Annotated in this window: 13 protein-coding genes and 1 tRNA gene; 6 read left to right on the forward strand and 8 right to left on the reverse strand. The window is 70.2% G+C overall.

Features of this window, described 5'->3' with window-relative positions; translation table 11 throughout:
- Window positions 1-845 precede the first annotated feature (845 nt).
- Complete coding sequence (locus tag ACIBK4_RS19485) at window positions 846-2,375, reverse strand: MFS transporter (RefSeq protein ID WP_398995993.1); 1,530 nt, start codon at window positions 2,373-2,375, stop codon at window positions 846-848.
- Between the two features lie 62 nt (window positions 2,376-2,437).
- Here ACIBK4_RS19485 and ACIBK4_RS19490 point away from each other — a divergent pair, with 62 nt between their 5' ends.
- Window positions 2,438-3,439, forward strand: a complete 1,002-nt coding sequence (locus ACIBK4_RS19490; RefSeq protein ID WP_398995994.1) for a helix-turn-helix transcriptional regulator — start codon at window positions 2,438-2,440, stop codon at window positions 3,437-3,439.
- Window positions 3,440-3,458: 19 nt separating this feature from the next.
- Here ACIBK4_RS19490 and ACIBK4_RS19495 read toward each other — a convergent pair whose 3' ends face one another.
- Together ACIBK4_RS19495 and ACIBK4_RS19500 are read right to left on the reverse strand one after the other, a co-directional pair.
- Window positions 3,459-4,079 (reverse strand): TetR/AcrR family transcriptional regulator, encoded by a 621-nt coding sequence (locus tag ACIBK4_RS19495; RefSeq protein ID WP_398996439.1) that lies wholly within the window; start codon window positions 4,077-4,079, stop codon window positions 3,459-3,461.
- Window positions 4,080-4,713: 634 nt separating this feature from the next.
- Window positions 4,714-5,712, reverse strand: a complete 999-nt coding sequence (locus ACIBK4_RS19500) for a sigma-70 family RNA polymerase sigma factor (RefSeq protein ID WP_366436754.1) — start codon at window positions 5,710-5,712, stop codon at window positions 4,714-4,716.
- Between the two features lie 182 nt (window positions 5,713-5,894).
- On the opposite strand from ACIBK4_RS19500, the gene ACIBK4_RS19505 reads away from it, so the two are divergent.
- A complete protein-coding gene (locus ACIBK4_RS19505; RefSeq protein ID WP_398995995.1) occupies window positions 5,895-6,425 on the forward strand; it encodes a GNAT family N-acetyltransferase in 531 nt (176 codons plus the stop codon).
- Between the two features lie 34 nt (window positions 6,426-6,459).
- On the opposite strand, the gene ACIBK4_RS19510 is transcribed toward ACIBK4_RS19505, so the two are convergent.
- The gene (locus ACIBK4_RS19510; RefSeq protein WP_033285688.1) at window positions 6,460-7,263 is read right to left on the reverse strand and encodes a class III extradiol ring-cleavage dioxygenase; all 804 of its coding nucleotides are present in this window, start codon (window positions 7,261-7,263) and stop codon (window positions 6,460-6,462) included.
- A 122-nt stretch (window positions 7,264-7,385) separates the two neighbouring features.
- Here ACIBK4_RS19510 and ACIBK4_RS19515 point away from each other — a divergent pair, with 122 nt between their 5' ends.
- The gene (locus tag ACIBK4_RS19515; RefSeq protein WP_398995996.1) at window positions 7,386-7,919 is read left to right on the forward strand and encodes a MarR family winged helix-turn-helix transcriptional regulator; all 534 of its coding nucleotides are present in this window, start codon (window positions 7,386-7,388) and stop codon (window positions 7,917-7,919) included.
- Between the two features lie 112 nt (window positions 7,920-8,031).
- On the opposite strand, the gene ACIBK4_RS19520 is transcribed toward ACIBK4_RS19515, so the two are convergent.
- Window positions 8,032-9,594: an MFS transporter gene (locus tag ACIBK4_RS19520; protein WP_398995997.1), complete on the reverse strand. Its 1,563-nt coding sequence runs from the start codon at window positions 9,592-9,594 to the stop codon at window positions 8,032-8,034.
- 144 nt (window positions 9,595-9,738) lie between these two features.
- Complete coding sequence (locus ACIBK4_RS19525; RefSeq protein WP_398995998.1) at window positions 9,739-10,383, reverse strand: TetR/AcrR family transcriptional regulator; 645 nt, start codon at window positions 10,381-10,383, stop codon at window positions 9,739-9,741.
- Between the two features lie 321 nt (window positions 10,384-10,704).
- Between ACIBK4_RS19525 and ACIBK4_RS19530 the strand changes: the two genes are divergently transcribed.
- Together ACIBK4_RS19530 and ACIBK4_RS19535 are read left to right on the forward strand one after the other, a co-directional pair.
- Window positions 10,705-11,988: a M6 family metalloprotease domain-containing protein gene (locus ACIBK4_RS19530; RefSeq protein ID WP_398995999.1), complete on the forward strand. Its 1,284-nt coding sequence runs from the start codon at window positions 10,705-10,707 to the stop codon at window positions 11,986-11,988.
- A 56-nt stretch (window positions 11,989-12,044) separates the two neighbouring features.
- The gene (locus ACIBK4_RS19535) at window positions 12,045-13,697 is read left to right on the forward strand and encodes an IclR family transcriptional regulator C-terminal domain-containing protein (RefSeq protein WP_398996000.1); all 1,653 of its coding nucleotides are present in this window, start codon (window positions 12,045-12,047) and stop codon (window positions 13,695-13,697) included.
- Between the two features lie 21 nt (window positions 13,698-13,718).
- Here ACIBK4_RS19535 and ACIBK4_RS19540 read toward each other — a convergent pair whose 3' ends face one another.
- Window positions 13,719-14,756, reverse strand: coding sequence for a CU044_5270 family protein (locus ACIBK4_RS19540; RefSeq protein ID WP_398996001.1), 1,038 nt, complete (start codon window positions 14,754-14,756; stop codon window positions 13,719-13,721).
- Window positions 14,753-15,406 carry an RNA polymerase sigma factor gene (locus ACIBK4_RS19545; RefSeq protein WP_398996002.1) on the reverse strand — a complete coding sequence of 218 codons (654 nt, stop codon included), beginning with the start codon at window positions 15,404-15,406 and terminating at the stop codon, window positions 14,753-14,755. The genes ACIBK4_RS19540 and ACIBK4_RS19545 overlap by 4 nt, the downstream gene beginning before the upstream one ends.
- Window positions 15,407-16,059: 653 nt before the next feature.
- On the opposite strand from ACIBK4_RS19545, the gene ACIBK4_RS19550 reads away from it, so the two are divergent.
- A tRNA-Arg gene (locus ACIBK4_RS19550) sits at window positions 16,060-16,132 on the forward strand.
- Window positions 16,133-16,198: the final 66 nt, after the last annotated feature.

Below are 16,198 nucleotides of genomic sequence, written 5' to 3' on the forward strand. Positions count from 1 at the left end.
GTCCGGACCCACCAAGGATCAGACCGGTGCCCAGTAAACACCACGGACGCCGTTTGGGTCACTCCCCGTCTGCCGACAATGGGCCCCCGACACCGGATGGCCAGGCGAAACCCCCTACCGTGGGGATTGTCACCGACAGCACACCTCTCCACACAGGCCGTCGGGACGCCTTGACGGGCCGCGTTCTTTGTCCCCTTTATCCAGGCGAGAACAAGGCGCTCAGCCCGCTCACGGGTACATGACAGCGTTATCAAATGATTGCCATCGATCAGGAGTAAACAGATTCCGCCAACATGAGCCCGCCAGGCCGGCGCGTCCACCAAACAGAAGCCCGCCCGGCAAAACCGGCGGAGCGCGTCACTCCGGTCCGCTCGATTAACCGGCGGCCGCCGGAGTAATTAATTCTCGCGAGGCAATCCAGGACGACAGGGAATGCGGTGAGCGCGGCCGGCAAGCGGAATCCTGAACGGAAATCAAGAGTTCGCCGCCGCACATCGTAAACGTCGACTAATGAATAAGGCCACCGCTCTCGGCACCGCGCCGGCACCCTCGCCGCACACGCCCGGCCGAGCGCCCCACCTTCACCTTACGTACTGTCAGTTTTCTTACGGCACAGGCCAGTTGGGCACACGAGACACCCGAAGTCGGCGTGTTCCGCACAGAACAGATCATTCGGGTACGTACTACGGCGTTCGGCCCGCAGTGCGCCGCCGAACCGCCCGGCGTACGCCTCCCCCCGCGCACCGGCGTACGCCATCACCCGACGGTTTGCGTCGAGCGCCCCGCCCCCGTACTGCCTCGGGGCGGGGCGCTGTCGTACGACATCTCGTGGGGCGGTGGGGGCGTCAACTCCCGCTCGGCGCCGCCTCCTTGGCCGCCCGACCCGCCGCCTCCCCCGCCGCCTTCCCCGGCAGCGCGAACATCAGCAGGAAGATCGCGCCCATCACCGCGGCCACCCAACCCAGCGCGTTCTGGAAGGCGTTGACGAACGCCGGCCCCACCTCCGCCGGGGTCAGCCGGTCGCCGATCGAGCCGAAGAAGACCACCGACACCAGCCCGAGCCCCAGCGCATTGCCCATCTGCTGAACGGTGTTGATGAGCCCGGACGCCGAACCCGCGTGCTCGCGCGGCACTTCGGACAGGATCGTGTCGGTCAGCGGAGCGAAGATCAGGCCCATACCGGCGCCCATCACGACCAGCGGAAGCGCCATCTGCCAGGAGGCGATGGCCAGTTGGTACCGGTCGGCCTCCCACAGGTACAGCAGCACGCCCACGACCATCACCAGCGCGCCGGTCTGGAGCACATTGCGTCCACCCAGCCGCGGCACCAGCTTCTGCACGGACATCCCGGCCGCCACCGAGACCGCGATCGAGAACGGCACCCCGGTCAGCCCCGCCCGCAGCGGGCTCCAGCCCAGCCCGATCTGCATGTACAGCGTCCAGACCAGGAAGAAGATGCCGAGCCCGATGCCGAAGACGGTCTGGACGGCGATGCCCGCCGCGAAGCTCTTCACCTCGAACAACGACAGCTCGACGAGCGGCGAACCGTCCCGCGCCGCCTTCCGCCGCTCGTACGCCACCAGCGCGGAGAAGACCCCGATCGAACCGGACATCGACACGAACCCCCAGGCGGGCCAGCCCAGTTCGTCGCCCCGGGTGAGCGGATAGAGCAGCATCAGCAGGCCGAGGGTGACCAGGCCGACGCCGACGAGGTCCAGCTTCAGGGCGCGCGGAGCCTTGGACTCGGTGATGAAGCGACTGCCGAGGATCAGGCCGGCGATTCCCACCGGCAGGTTGATCAGGAAGATCGGCCGCCACTCCAGCCCGAACAGATTCCACTCGGTGAGCAGCGCGCCGAGCAGCGGACCGGAGACAGCCCCGAGCCCGACGATCGCACCGAACAGCCCGAACACCTTGCCCCGCTCGTGCGCCGGGAAGGTCGCGTGCACGATCGACAGCACCTGCGGCACCATCATCGCCGCCATCCCACCCTGGAGGATGCGCGAGGCGACCAGCATCTCCGGGTTCGCGGCGAAGCCGCACAGCGCGGAGGCGAGCGTGAAGCCGCCGATCCCGACGAGGAACAGCCGCTTGCGGCCGTGGATGTCACCCAGCCGCCCGCCGGTGATCAGCCCGGCGGCGAAGGCGAGCGCGTAACCGGCCGTTATCCATTGAATCTGGCTGAACGAGGCGCCCGCGTCCCGCTGGATCGACGGGATCGCGACATTGACGATCGTGACGTCGACGAGGTCCATGAAGGCCGCGGTCATCACGATCGCGAGGGCGAACCAGCGACGCCGGTCACCCGCGTCGGCCACGGAGGCCGCGGGGGCCTCGGAGGCTGGGCTGTCCACAAGGGTTTCGGTGGAGGTCATGGCTCGAAGCTATGACCCTATTAGGTCAGATCGTGTCCTAGTTCTACGGCATCCTCGAACTCATGACGACGGACACCCCGGCCCGGCTCCTCCAGCTCCTCTCCCTCCTCCAGACGCCCCGCGAGTGGCCCGGCGGCGAGCTGGCCGACCGGCTCGGGGTCTCCCGGCGCACGGTCCGCCGGGACATCGACCGACTCCGCGAACTGGGCTACCCCGTGCAGGCGACGCTGGGCTCCGACGGCGGCTACCGGCTCGTCGCGGGCAAGGCGATGCCCCCGCTGGTGCTGGACGACGAGGAGGCGGTGGCGATCGCGGTCGGCCTGCGCGCGGGCGCCGGACACGCGCTGGAGGGCGTGGACGAGGCGTCCGTACGGGCCCTGGCGAAGCTGGAACAGGTACTGCCCTCGCGGCTACGGCACCGGGTCGCCACCCTCCAGGCCGCCACCACCCCGCTGACCAGCGGCGACGGCGCGAGCATCGCCCCCGAGACGCTGACCGTGATGGCCTCGACGGTCGCCGGCCGGGAGCGCCTGCGCTTCGCCTACCGCGCCAAGGACGGCACCGAGTCCCGCCGCCTGACGGAGCCGTACCGTCTCGTCTCGACCGGCCGCCGCTGGTACCTCGTCGCCTACGACCTCGACCGCGAGGACTGGCGGACGTTCCGGGTCGACCGGGTGAGCCAACCCTTCGCGACCGGGGCCCGGTTCACCCCGCGCGAGCTGCCCACGGGAAGCGCGGCGGAGTATCTGCGGCAGTCCATGCACCGGCGCCAGGAGACGTACGAGTACGCCGTCACCTTCGCCGCCCCAGCCGAGGTCGTCGCGGCCCGGATCCCGACCTGGCTCGGCACCCCGGAACCGCTCGACGAGCACAGCTGCCGGCTGCGCGCCACGACCGGCGACGCGGTGGACTGGCTGGCCGTACGGCTGGCCATGCTCGGATGCGAGTTCGCGGTGGAGGGGCCGGATGAACTGGTGCGGTGTGTGCGGGAGTTGGGGGAACGGTTGAGCCGGGCGGGCGGCGGGGGCGAGTCACGGGGTGCGCCTCTGGAGCCGCGTGCGTGAAGGGCGTTCACCGGTCGCCTCACGTACTCGGCTCCAACTCCCCCCAGGGGAAGTCCCGTAGCGCCCGCAGGTTCCGCAGCGCCAGTTCCGTCGGTCCCGCCGCCGGACTCCCTTGCGCCTCTTCGGCCGCCCAGCCCTCAACGGCCGTGCGTACGGCGGCACTTGCCACGGCGGCGGCGAAGCGGAGCTCGGGGGAGGGCGGGGAGGGAGCCGGGGCGGGGTCGGTGCCGTCGCCGCCCTTGGTGAGGCGTTCCAACAGGATCTCGCCGAGGGTGCGTTCCGCGGCCTGGCAGACCTCCGCCCACACCCGGCGCAGGGCGGGGCTGGATTCGGCCATGCCGATCAACGTGCGCACCCAGGTCCAGGAGTTGATGGAGACGCCCACCCCCGGGGTCAGCGTGTGGCGTAGCCCGTGTTCCAGAGCCTCCGGCACCGACAGTGCCGCCGGGGCCGCGCGGACCGCCTCCGCCCAGCGCTGGGCGCCGGCCGCGTAGAGCGGGGCGACGGCCTCTTCCTTGGTGGCGAAGTAGCGGTAGAAGGTGCGGGGCGCGATGCCGGCGCTCTGGGCGATGTCCTCGGCGCGGGTCGCCCGCAGCCCGTGTTTCACGAAGAGTCCAGCCGCCGCCCTGGCGATCACCATCCGGGTCTCGGCCTTGCGCCGCTCGGTCAGCGAGAGCGGGGCGGAGGGGGAGGCGGGGGACGCGGGGCGGGAGTCCGGCGCGGGGTTGGTTTTCGGTACGGGATTGGAATCCGGTGCGGGGTTGGAATCCGGTGCTGGGGTGGGGCTGCTCACATCGGCAGGCTATGCCGCTGTGGCACAATCTGCCATTCGGCGGGCCACCCCGGGGTTCAGGTACGGGGTGCCCCGCCGTCCCAGCGTGCAGGTGCCGTCCGCACCCCGCGGCATCCCTCGGCACCCCTCGGCAAAAAAGAACCGGGCCCCGGCGCCTGGGGGGATAGGCGCCGAAGCCCGGTTCGGGAGAGTCCCGGCGCCGGGGGGGATTGCGTCGGGACTTGGCTCAGGGGGGCTCGGGGCGTGGCCCCGGACCCGAACTCCTGGGCCCTGAAGTCTTGTTCCCAGGGCCCAACACGTTGAAGCGGCGTTACACAGCCATGTTCGCGCGGCCTTCCGCCACCCGGCGTACGCGGTCCGTCGCGCACCCGGTTGGCAGTACGCCCCGGGGTCCGGATCCACCGGGCCGGAGGCCGAGGGCTCACGCCCCCGGCACAACTCCCGCCACGCGCACGACCGCTCCCGCCGCGCTCACGACCGCTTACGCCGCCGCGTCGAACCCGGTCTGGCTCGCCAGCTTCTTCAGTTCGAGAAGCGCGTGCTTCTCGATCTGGCGGATCCGCTCGCGGGTCAGCCCGTGCTCCTTGCCGACCTCGGTGAGCGTGCGCTCCCTGCCGTCCTCCATGCCGTACCGCATCTTGATGATGGAGGCCGTGCGCTGGTCGAGGCGGCCGATCAGGTCGTCCAGTTCCTCGCTGCGCAGCAGGGTCATGACGGACTGCTCGGGCGAGACCGCCGAGGTGTCCTCCAGGAGGTCACCGAACTGCGTGTCTCCGTCGTCGTCCACCGACATGTTCAGCGAGACCGGGTCACGGGCCCAGTCCAGGACGTTGGTCACGCGCTCCGGAGTCGTGTCCAACTCGGCCGCGATCTCCGCGTGTTCGGGCTCCCGCCCGTTCTTGCGGTTGAACTCGCGCTGCACTCGGCGGATCCGGCCCAGCTCCTCCACGAGGTGGACGGGGAGGCGGATGGTCCGGGACTGGTCGGCGATGGAGCGGGTGATGGCCTGGCGGATCCACCAGGTCGCGTACGTCGAGAACTTGAAGCCCTTGCGGTAGTCGAACTTCTCGACCGCGCGCACCAGGCCCGCGTTCCCCTCCTGGATCAGGTCGAGGAGGGGCAGACCGCTACGGGGGTAACGGCGGGCCACGGCCACGACCAGACGGAGGTTCGACCGGATGAAGACGTCCTTGGCACGCTCCCCTTCGGCGACCAGGGCCTCCAGCTCGGCGTGGGTGGCGTCCGCCTGGGACTTCTCCTCGCCGTCGAGGACCTGGCGCGCGAACACGCCCGCTTCGATGGTCTGCGAAAGCTCGACTTCCTTGGCGGCGTCGAGCAGCGGTGTGCGCGCGATTTCGTCGAGATACATGCCGACCAGGTCGCGGTCGGCGATCTCGCCGCCATGGGCGCGAACACTGCGTGCCACGCCGGAGGTCTCGCCGGAGGCGGACTTACGACGGGCGACGGCACGGGTTGCCATGCGTGCTCCCTTGCGATGGTGGGTCAGCAGGTGTTCGTCGGATGCTCGGGCACTCTCTTCGTGACTCTTCTCGTGTGCCCTGCATCTGATGGAAACAACGACTGGAATCCGGACAGAATTCCCGACCCACTCCCCTATTTTTCTGATCTTGCAGTACCCTGTCCGGCCACAAGGGAGGTCCGATGCCGTCGGAACGTACAGAGGTGCAGGTCAGGCCAGGAGTCGAGAGCGACCTCGATGCCCTCACCGACATCTACAACCACTACGTACGCGAGACCACGATCACCTTCGACACCGCTCCCTTCACACCGGAGGAGCGCCGTCCTTGGCTGCTCTCCCACCCTGAAGACGGTCCATACCGGCTGAAGGTTGCCGTGGACGGGACCTTCCAAGGAAACTCACAGCGAATCCTCGGCTACGCCACATCCAGCCCTTACCGGGCGAAGCCGGCCTACTCGACCTCCGTCGAGGTCACGATCTACCTCGCCCCCGACGCCGGCGGGCGCGGTATCGGAACGCTGCTCTACAAGGCCCTGTTCGCCGCCCTGGCGGACGAGGACGTGCACCGGGCGTACGCGGGCATCGCACAGCCCAACGAAGCGTCCACGCGGCTGCATGAACGCTTCGGGTTCCGGCACGTCGGCACCTACGGGGAGGTGGGCCGCAAGTTCGGCCGCTACTGGGATGTCGCCTGGTATGAGAAGGAGTTGTAGCCCTTCCCGAAGGGAAGGGCCTCTTGTCGCGGGCTCAGCCGAACTGCACCGACCGCTTCGCCATCCCCATCCAGAACCCGTCGATCACGGACGGGTTCACCGACTCCCGCGCGTCCAGCTCGCCGGCCGCCTCCGCCGCGCCCATGGCGACGAACAGCGGGGCGAAGTGCTCGGTGCGGGGATGGGCGTAGCGTCCGGCCGGTGCCTTGTGGAGGAAGTCCAGCAGGCCGTCCCAGTCGCGGGACTCCAGTGCCCGCCTGCCCCAGTCGTCGAACTCGGAGGACCAGGTGGGCACTCCCCCGCCGGTGTGGCGCAGCGCGGCGAGGTTGTGGGTGAAGAAGCCGGAGCCGACGATCAGGACGCCCTCGTCGCGCAGCGGGGCGAGCTTGCGGCCGATGTCCATCAGCTTGGCCGGGTCGAGGGTCGGCATCGACACCTGGAGGACCGGGATGTCGGCGGCCGGGAACATCTCGACGAGCGGGACGTACGCCCCGTGGTCGAGGCCGCGGTCGGGGACGTCCTGGACGGGGATGCCCGGGGCGCGCAGCAACTTCCGTACGGACTCGGCGAGTTCGGGGGCGCCCGGAGCGTCGTAGCGGACCTGGTAGTAGTGCTCGGGGAAGCCCCAGAAGTCGTAGACCAGGGGGACGGGGTCGACCGCGCCGAGGGCGAGGGGGGCCTCCTCCCAGTGGGCGGAGACCATGAGGATCGCCTTGGGGCGGGGGAGGTCGGCGGACCAGGCGGCGAGTTCGCCGGGCCAGATCGGGTCGTCCGCGAGGGGCGGGGCGCCGTGGCTGAGATACAGGGCGGGCATGCGCTCCGGTGCGGCGGTGGACATGACGGTCACTCCCCAGGGTCGAACCTTGATCGAACTCGATGCTTGAACTCTCAAACTTCCTGTGCGAGAGCTTACGCCCCATTTGTTTAACCTTCAAGGAGCGCTCTCGTACAGTGGAGCGCATGAACACGGCATCCGCACCCGCACTCGCTGAAGAAGTGGCCCCCGCTGACGAACCCCGCTGGCTCACCACCGAGGAGCAGCACGTCTGGCGCTTCTACATGCACGCCAGCACCCTCCTGGAGGACCATCTGGACCGCCAGCTGCAGCGTGACGCGGGCATGCCGCACATCTACTACGGCCTGCTCGTGCAGCTCGCCGAGCACCCGGACCGCCGGCTGCGGATGACCGAGCTGGCCATGAACGCGAAGATCACCCGCTCCCGCCTCTCGCACGCGATCGCGCGCCTGGAGAAGAACGGGTGGGTGCGCCGCGAGGACTGTCCCTCCGACAAGCGCGGCCAGTTCGCGGTGCTGACCGACGAGGGCTACGGCGTGCTCAGCCGGACCGCGCCGGGCCATGTGACCGCCGTACGGCAGGCGCTGTTCGAGCGGCTCACCCCGGAACAGCAGAAGTCCCTCGGCGAGATCATGGAGATCGTCGCCGAGGGACTTCAGCCGAACGAAGCGGGCGCGGATCTGCCCTGGCTCCGCTGAGCCGCTCAACTCAGGCGAGAACCAGGGCAGTTCCTGGGAGTCGTGCCTACGGGGCGTCCCCTTCCCCGTAGGCACGGATGGTGCGAAGGGGGTACGACCGGGCCGGGCGCCGTCAGTGGGCGACGACCGGGATCTTGAAGTCGTCCTCGACGTCGTCACCGGAGGCGACCGGGTCGGAACCCTGCTTGCCGGCGTTGACGAGGACCCCGACGATCACCGCGGCCGTCACCAGCATGCCGACGGCGAACCAGATGGCGTTGGTGTAGCCGTGCACCTGGCCCTGCAGCGCGACGAGCTGCTGCTGGGTCTTGGAGCTGCCCGCACCGGCGATGTGGTCCTTGATGTACGCGGTCGTCGCGGACGCGGCGATCGTGTTCAGCAGGGCCGTACCGATCGCGCCGCCCACCTGCTGCGAGGTGTTGACCATCGCGGAGGCGACACCCGCGTCCCGGGGCTCGACGCCCAGGGTGGCCAGGGACATGGCCGGCATGAACGCCGTACCCATGCCGAGACCGAGCAGCAGCATCGCGGGCAGGATGATCGAGGCGTACGACGAGCCGATCTCCAGCTGCGTCATCAGGAGCATGCCGACCGCGGCGACCAGGAAGCCGGGGCCCATCAGCAGACGGGCCGGCAGGCGGGTCATCAGGCGGGTGCCGATCTGGGTCGAGCCGACCATCATGCCGACGATCATCGGCATGAAGGCGAAGCCGGTCTTGATCGGCGAGAAGCCCTTCACGACCTGGAGGTAGTAGGTGAGGAACAGGAACGTGCCGAACATCGCGATGATGGCGATGCCGAGCGAGAGGTAGATACCGCCGCGGTTGCGGTCGGTGATCACGCGCAGGGGCAGCAGCGGGGCCTTGACCCTGGACTCGACGATCACGAACGAGACCAGCAGGACCGCGGAAGCGATGAAGAGCGCGATGGTGGAGGAGTCGCCCCAGCCGTTGGACTCGGCGCGGGTGAAGCCGTAGACGAGCGAGACCAGGCCGAGGGTCGACAGGAGCACGCCGGGGATGTCGAGCGGGTTGCGGTTGCGGCCGCCGGCCGGCTCGCGGATGACGAAGTACGCGCCGAGCGCGGCGACGATCGCGAACGGGATGTTCACGAAGAACGTCCAGCGCCAGTCGAGGTACTCGGTCAGCACACCGCCGAGGATGAAGCCGACGGCGCCGCCGCCACCGGCGATCGCGCCGTAGATGCCGAACGCCTTGGCACGCTCCTTGGCGTCCGTGAACATCACGGCGAGCAGGGAGAGCGCGGCGGGCGCGAGCAGGGCACCGAACGCGCCCTGGAGGGCACGGGCGCCGAACATCATCGCGCCGGTGGTGGCGACACCGCCGAGCGCGGACGCGGCGGCGAAGCCGGTCAGACCGACGACGAAGGCGCGCTTGCGGCCCCAGAGGTCGGCTATACGGCCGCCGAAGAGGAGGAGTCCACCGAAAGCGAGGGCGTAGGCCGTAACGACCCACTGCCGGTTGCCGTCGGAGATGCCCAGGTCGGTCTGGGCCGACGGGAGGGCGATGTTCACGATGGTCGCGTCCAGCACGACCATCAGCTGGGCGAGCGCGATGAACGCGAGCGCCTTCCAGCGGTTGGAATGGGCTTCGTGCTCGGCGGCCTCGGAGGCCTTGTCGAGAGCGCCTGGGGCGCTTCGAGCTGTTTCAGACATGGCGGTACCCACTTCGGGACTTCGTGACGGAAAAATGGTGTCTTCGGGGACGGCTTGTCGCCGGTTCGTCGGCGCCTGCCGGGAGCTTGGTATCGGAGTTGGGACTGAGGTGAAGCGCTGAACTAATCGGTGAGGACTAATCGATCAGGGCTGCCGGAGATCCTCCATGGTCGCGGCCGTGCCGGGCAGGACCGAGCGGGCCGGGGCCCGGAGTCCGTCCAGGAACAGCTGCAGGTGTCGGTGTACGAAGCGGTCGGCGCTCAGGCAACCCGTGCCGGCCGGCGGCCGGCTGAGCTGGGCCACGGCGACCATCAGATCGCCGACTCCCACGTCGGACCGGAGCTGCCCGGCCCTCCTGGCCCGTTCCATGACCTCGTCGATGAGCTCCTCGACCCGCTTGCGCGCGGCCTCCAGGTCCGGGTGGAACTGGTCGAAGGTGCTGGAGATCATCGGGCACAGCGCGCTGATCCGCTCGTCGGCGGAGACGTGCACGAAGCGCTCCAGCGCGGCGAAGGCGTCGCCGCTCTCGTCGAGCGCCTGCTCCGCGGCCTCCGCCGTACGGTCCATGACCGAGACGACGACCTCGCGGACGAGGGCGTCACGGTCCGGGAAGTTGCGGTAGAGCGTGGCGTTGCCGACGCCGGCCCGGCGGGCGATCTCGTCGAGCGGCACATCCGGGCCGAACTCGACGAACATCTCGCGGGCGGCGGTGACGATCCGCTCCCGGTTGCGCAAAGCGTCGGCGCGCGGCCGGGTCACCTTTCGCTGTACGGGGGTCGCGGTCGTCACGGCGTGCTCCTGAAGGTCTTGGACTGCTGAGGCGATCCGGGGACCGAATCCCCGTTTCGCTCGGACACATGGCTAAACGGGGAGACGCTCCCCGGTTATTTCCACCTCCGCGATTGTTCTGATGTGACCTGAGTCACAATCGCCGGGATCCCGGTTTGGATCTCCGTCCGGCGCCCTCGCGGGGCTGCCCATTCGGCCCCCTACCAGCGAGAAACACACGGTCGGTCTCCTCCAGCGCGCGCCCTCGCACCTCACGACACAGGGTGATCGAAAGGGTGCAGCCCGAGACCGGTGGCTGCCGTTGGCGCGAAGGGTCCCTGCATGCAGCCCAGCCGTCGGATACGCCCGCGCCGCGTGGCCGCCCTCGCGTCCGTGACCGTCCTGACCCTCGCGGTCAGCACCTCGGCCGGTACCGGACACCTCACCCCGGGCGCCATGACGGCGGCGGGCCCGGTCGCGCTCGCCCGTACCTCCGCACTCGGCCCCTGCATGATCAACGGCCCCGTCGACATCCAGATGTCCGAGGGCATCCCCACCCCCGGCGGCTACTCCCGCTCCACCGGCACGGTCCACGCCCTGACCCTGATGGTCGACTTCTCCGACGCCCCCGGCCAGGGCAGCGCGATGGACCGGTACCGCGAGTTCTTCCCCAAGACCCAGGAGTGGTTCGCCACCAGCTCCTACGGCCGCCTCGACTACCGCCCCGAGACCCCGGTCGACCACTGGCTCCGCATGCCCAAGCCCTTCAAGTCCTACGGCATAGAGCGCGGCGCGCCCTTCGACCCCGGGTACCGGCAGCTCGTCCAGGACATCGTGGCCGCGGCCGATCCGACGGTGGACTTCCGGCAGTACGACCTCCTGAACGTCCTGGTCACCCCGAACGCGGGCCCCTCCGCCCTGGACACGGTCCTGTCGGTGACGTTCGCGGGCAACACGGAGGCCCCGGTGGCCGACGGCGTCCCGGTCTCCAACGCCTCGTTCGTGTACTCCCGCCAGGACGACGGCTCCGGCTCCTACTCCCAGACCGGCTACCGCGTCCTCCCCCACGAGAACGGCCATGTCTTCGGCCTGCCCGACCTCTACACCCAGGAGGGCGGAGGCGCGGTCGGCCACTGGGACATCATGAGCGAGGACTGGGGCGCCAACAACGACTTCCTCGGCTGGCACAAGTGGAAACTCGGCTGGCTGGACCCGGCCCAGGTCAACTGCGCGATGACCAGGGGCACTTCGGAGTACACCCTGACCCCCCTGGAACGCCCCGGTACCGACGGCACCCGCCTGATCTTCGTACCCCTCACCCGCCGCACGGGCTACGCCCTGGAACTGCGCACCCGCGAGGGCAACGACGAGGCGGTGTGCCGCCCGGGCGTCCTCATCTACAAGGTCGAGGCGGACGTCGACACGGGAATGGGCCCGGTAAAGGTCTACGACGCCCACCGGAACAGCGGGGGCTGCACCCGCAGCCCCAATGTCCACGCCGAGCTGTCGGACGCCCCGTTCACGGCGGGCGAGACCTTCGACGACCCGACGCGGGGGATCCGGGTCGCGGTGACGGGGGCGGATGCGGCGGGGGACTATCGGGTGACGGTGACACGGAGGCGGTAGCCGTGCGGGGCGCGGGCTTACCGTAGGGCTGCCGAGACCGCCGTACCGGAGAATCGATGCCCGCAGAGATCACGATGGACGACCGCAGCGCCGCCGTGCCCGCCGAGGCGGTCGCGCCGTTGATCCGGGGGGTCGCCGTCCTGCGGCAACTGACCGAGGCGGGTGGGGTGTTGAGCCTCAGCGGGCTGGAGCGGGCCACCGGGCTCGCGCGGTCCACCGTCGACCGGATCACCGCGACGCTCGCTCGTATGGGGTACGTCCGTCTCGACGGGCGGGACGCGGTTCTCACACCTCGGGTCATGGAGCTGGGCAACGCCTATCTGGCCGCGCTGCGTCTGCCCGCTCTCCTCGACGCCCGTGCGGACGCCCTGGCCGACGAGTTGGACGAGTCGGTGTCGTTGGCGGTGGGCGACCGGGACGGTATCCGGTTCATCCACCAGGCCACCCGCCGCCGCGCGATGTCCCTCAGCTTCCGCATCGGCGACCTGCTCCCGGCCGAACGCACCGCGCCGGGACCGCTGTTCGCGACGGAGTGGACCGACCTGGAGTGGCGGCGCTGGCGGGAGCGGCGGGCCGCCGATCCGGAGGACATGGGGTTTCCGGCCGTTCCCCAACGGCCGTCTCCCGGGCCGGACTTCGAGCGCTGGACCGCACAAGTGGGCCAGGACGGCTGGGCGTTGGACGACCAGCTGATCGAACCGGGGTTGGTGGCGGTGTCCGTGCCGGTGCGCGATCCCCGGACCGGCGGGATCGCGTGCGTGGCCAGCGTCGTGAGCCATACGAGCCGGCACACGGCGGACGACCTGCGTAACTCCCTTCTGCCCAGGCTGCGTTCGGCGGTGCGGGCGATGGAGAACGACCTGCGCGAGGCCCCGGACGCCGAACCGCCGGCCGCCTCCCCCACGGGCCTCGCGACCTGGACGGGCGCGTCCAAGCAGGAACTGGGCCGGGAGTTCGTCGAGTCCCTGGCCCGGGGGCTGACGGTCCTGACGGCGTTCGGGGAGGGCCGCGCCGAACTGACCCTCACGGAGGTCGCCCAGGCGACGGGGTTGGCGCGGGCGACAGCCCGGAGGGCGTTGATCACCTACGAACACCTGGGGCTGGTGACCCCGTCGGGCGACCACCGTTTCGCCCTCACACCCCGGGTGCTGTCCCTCGGCTTCCCGCCCCTCTCCCGTACGACCCTGCCCGAGCTGGCGCTCCCCCACCTCACCGCCCTCGCCGCCCGCATCCACGAGTCGGCGTCCCTCGCGATCCTCGTCGGCGACGAGATCCAGTACACGGCCCGGGTCGCGACGAGCCGGGTGATGAGCGTGAACATCGCGGTGGGCACACGGTTCCCGGCGTACGCGACGGCACTGGGCCGGGTGCTGCTGGCCGACGCGCCGCCGAGGGAGCACGAGTTGCGCCCCCTGACCCCGCGCACGCTGACCGACCCGGCGGCGCTGGCCGCGGCGCTGGAGACGGTCCGTACGCAGGGATACGCCCTGGTCGACGAGGAGTTGGAGGCGGGGCTGCGCTCGATCGCCGTACCGGTCCGCGACCGTACGGGCCGGGTGGTGGCCGCGCTGAACACGGCGACCCATGTGACCGGCCGCACGGTCGCGGAGTACGTCCGGGACGTGCTGCCCGAGCTGACGGCGACGGCGGGCGCGATCGAGGCGGACCTACGGGTGGCGGGCCGCTTCACCAGGGTGTCGGCGGCCTGACCCGGGGCCCGGGCAGCTCACTCAGGACGAGCCGACCGGCACCTCGCCCGTCTTGTCCGTGACGCCAACTCCCAGGAGGGCGGCGTCGGTTGTGCCGAGGTAGACGAGGCTCGACGCGTCGAAGACCCAGGCGTAGCCCTTCGGGGCACCCTTGAACGTGAGGCCCACGCCCTCCCGACCCGCCGCATCCTTGACGTGGTCGACGACGGTCACCCCCGGGAGCTTGGCGGTGGCACGGTAGATCGCGGCGCTGAGGTCGGGGAGCAGGGTGGCCTCGTCGATGATCGCGCCGAGGTTCTCGACCACAACTTCCGTGCGGCGGGCCGCCGTTACGTTCCCGGCGTCCCCGGAGAACTTCTTCAGCAGTGCGTCGGGATCGGTGGGCAGGGCCTGGAGCTGGCGGAAGGTCAGGTATCCGGTTCCCTTCATGTCCATGGTCATCTTCTGGGAGGGGTCGGCGACCGCCACGCCCTTGCGCAGACCGTCCCGCTTGCCGTCCACGGAGTTCCACTGCTCCTGCCGGACGGCCCCGTTGTAGGACTTCGGCGTGAACGTCCCCTTGTGCCGGGCGAGTTCATCGGCACTGCTGAAGTCGACGCCCAACTCGGCTGCCGAACCTTGGGACTTGGTGTAGATGTACTGGTCGTCGCGGGCCGAGACCACCGGGCGGTCGGCCGCCGCCAGGGCGATCCGGTCCAGCAGTCGCGTGGCCTTCCGCTGGTCGCCAACGGTGACGCTCGAGGCGGTCGTACCGTGCCTGCCGCCCTGCGCGCTGCCGACCGCGACCACGCCCAGGCCCACGACGGCGGCCAGGGCCAGCGGCGCGGCGACGAGAACGAGGCGCCGGCGGACGGCGGACGGACGTGAGGTGGTCGTCGTAGTCGTCGTGACGGACCGCTCGTGGCTGGTCTCGTGCTCGCGGGTGATGTGCTGCATCAGGTGTTCCCTCAGTACGCGGTGGCGGTCCTGAGCGAGCACCGGACGGCCCGGCGCGGGCAGCAACTCGGCCAACTCGTGGTGATCGAGCGGCTGATCGCGTCGTAGCGGGTCGGTGTTCATCGCTTCGTCTCCTGCGTGGACCGAGCCGCCTGGTGGCGGCTACCCGGTGACTGTCCGACCGCGGCCGGGCGTTGCACTTCGCTGTTCCTCAACGTGCCGTTCTCGCGCCGGAGTTCGAGTTCGGTGAGCTTGCGCAGGCGCTTTCTCGCGCGCGAGAGCCGGGCCCGTACGGTGCCGACGGCCACGCCCAGGGCCTCGGCGGCCGTGGCGGCGTCCAGGCCCTCCCACACGCAGAGCGTGAACACCTCGCGCTCGCCGCGCCGCATCGTGCTCAACGCCCGTTGCGCGGCGGCCAGTTCCTCGCTGTCGGCCAGGCGCCGGGTCACCTCGTCGGCGAAGTCCGGCACGGGGTCGGGCGGCGGAATCCTGCTGAGCGCGGCCTGGTGTCTGCGCGCCGCCCGGGCGGTGTTGCGCGTGACGTTGGTCGCGATCCCCAGCAGCCACGGGCGCAGGCTGTCGTCACCGGGAAGCACGCGCTCGCGCAGCCGCCACGCCTCCAGGAAGGTCAGCGACACGATGTCGTCGGCCGTGCCCCAGTTGCCGGTCATCCGGACGGCATGCCGGTGGACCACGGCAGCGTGCTCGTCGAAGAGGTGCCTGAACGCGTCCGGTTCCCCGGCTCGCACACGGGCACGCAGTGAGTTCTCCACACCCTTCCCTGTCCGCCGCCGGGACCGCGCTGCGGTGACCCGCGTCACATCATGACCACGCCCCCGACTTCCGGGAGAGGTATGGTGCGGGTCACTCGAACTCCCCCTGCCCTACGGACAGTTCCAGGCATGACGCACACGCCCACGACCGCCGGCCCGACGCCCCGGCGGATCACCGCCGTACGGACCCGGCCACCCCGCCGGGCTCCAGCTGGACCTCGGGCTGTGCGCGGCCGCCCTGCGCCTGGCCTGGGCGAGCCTGCGCCTGGTGGAGAACCCGGTCCGGTTCAGCGCGGCGCTGCGCCACAGACCGACGACGGCGGCGGCCCTGGGCCTCGGCCGTGCGACACCTTGGCCACCCCGCTGAAACCGATGAAGAACCCGCGGCGGGACCGGACGGCGGGCTGCGAGCGCGTCTACGACCGCCTGGCCCGCGCCGCCGACCACGTGGCCGTCCTGCTCGACACCCCGCGGCCGATCGGCCCCTGTGCACCCTCGACCGATCAGCGCCCCCGTACGCCCCACCCCCGTACCCCCATCCCCGCAACCCGCGTCCGCCCACATCCGCTACCCTGTCCTTGGCCAGTAGTCGGTATGCCGCGTTGTCCGCCCAAGCATCGGTGCGGGGGCCGGGGCACCGTCACTGACCAGCCGCCTTCGTAGCTCAGGGGATAGAGCACGGCTCTCCTAAAGCCGGTGTCGCAGGTTCGAATCCTGCCGAGGGCACAACGCGTTACATCGCCGACCTCATCGCGATGGCCGTATGCACAGCGTCACTTGCCGCCTGCGGCA

Source organism: Streptomyces sp. NPDC050528 (assembly GCF_044457795.1).
Lineage (GTDB): Bacteria > Actinomycetota > Actinomycetes > Streptomycetales > Streptomycetaceae > Streptomyces.